Genomic DNA, 1683 nt, shown 5'->3' on the forward strand with positions numbered 1-1683 from the left:
CGCGACCCCAACCTTGGCAAGGTTGTGCTCTACCAACTGAGCTATTCCCGCATCGCCATCTGCCGTCGCATTCTACTGTTTAAATGAAATACGTCAACGACTTTTTGTGATTTTTGTGACTGTTTGGCTATTTTTAGCGCAAACCTATCAATTTCTAGTCAATTGTGACCCTGCAGCGCGTAAATATTCCCACATCGACCATAATGTAAGAACAAATGCAGTAAAGAACAAAACGATTGAAATCCAGAATGTCCAGATATTTGCGTCCCACAAAAGACCGATTAACGCGACCATTTGTGCAATGGTTTTTAATTTGCCTAAATTAGATACCGCTACTTTATCTCGGTTGCCTCGTTGCGCCATCCATTCACGTAGTGCACTCACAATGAGCTCGCGACAGATCATGGTTAATGCCGGTACAGTGATATACCACGCGTTGTAATCTTCAACCAGTACGACTAATGCTGCGATAACCATTGCTTTATCGGCAACGGGATCGAGAAATGCACCAAACTCAGTAAACTGATTAAACTTACGAGCAATCCAGCCATCGAGCGCATCGGTAATTGCGGCGAGCCAAAAAATAAACGCCGACCAAAAACGAGCATCTTCAAACGGTAAATAAAACACAATCAAAAATACCGGGATTAATAAAATCCTAAAACTCGTCAAAATATTTGGGATATTCCACTTCATTATCCGCAATCCTTTTTTTAGCTCAGTGGCACGGTCGCCCTGCTGTCGCTATCGAAATGAGTAATATATTTTTTCAGCCAGTGCACGACTAATACCCGGGACATTGGCTAGTTGGTCAATACTAGCGTTTTTTACCTCTTGTAATCCACCAAGATTTTTTAAAATCTTTTGCCGACGCTTAGCGCCAATGCCCTCGATCTCTTCTAAACTCGACGTTCGCTTGACTTTATTACGCTTCTGGCGGTGCCCTGTTATGGCGAATCGGTGCGATTCATCGCGTATATGCTGGATTAAATGCAATGCGCTGGCATCCTTATTCAAAGGAATCGTTTCGTGGCTTCCTGCCATGATCAATGTCTCTAATCCGGGCTTACGGGACTCCCCTTTTGCGACACCTATCAGCATAGGCGCGTCTTTACCCCAATCGGCAAAGTAGTTCTCGGCTTGCGCCAGTTGTCCTTTACCACCGTCGATAAACAAAATATCAGGAATGTTGCCGTTTTCCTTGGCGTTGTCATAACGCTTAGCCAGTGCCTTCGCCATCGCGGCGTAATCATCGCCAGGCGTGATTCCGGTAATATTATAGCGTCTGTAATCCGATTTCTTGGGTCCGTTTTGGTCAAACACCACGCAGGATGCGACCGTTTGCTGACCCATAGTATGACTGATATCAAAACATTCCATGCGCTGAATCGGGATCCCGAGTTCAAGCACTTGCTGAAGTGCCGAGGTTCGACGATTCATGGTGCTTTGTTGATTCAGTTTACCTTCCAACGCATTAACGGCGTTTTTCTTAGCGAGCTGCTGGTATTGCTTGCGCTCTCCGCGCACGTTATGAAGTAAACGGACTTTGCGGCCGACGGCTTCGCCGAGTACCTCACCTAGCACAGGATCGTGTTTGATCTCATCGGGTAGCACAATTTCGGCGGGGGGTTTTCGCCCAGAACTTTGGTTTAGGTAGAACTGCAATAAGAAGGCTTGAAGGAC

Annotated in this window: 2 protein-coding genes; both read right to left on the bottom strand. The window is 46.0% G+C overall.

What is annotated here, in order from left to right:
* Positions 1-147: 147 nt before the first annotated feature.
* Entirely contained in the window at positions 148-696 is a 549-nt protein-coding gene (gene pgsA / locus ABNS04_RS12470) for a CDP-diacylglycerol--glycerol-3-phosphate 3-phosphatidyltransferase (RefSeq protein WP_286681862.1), read from the bottom strand.
* Between the two features lie 48 nt (positions 697-744).
* Positions 745-1683, bottom strand: a 939-nt coding sequence (gene uvrC, locus ABNS04_RS12475; RefSeq protein ID WP_348671615.1) for an excinuclease ABC subunit UvrC, incomplete at its 5' end; no start/stop codon positions are given.

Source organism: uncultured Idiomarina sp., assembly GCF_964010655.1.
Lineage (GTDB): Bacteria > Pseudomonadota > Gammaproteobacteria > Enterobacterales > Alteromonadaceae > Idiomarina > Idiomarina baltica.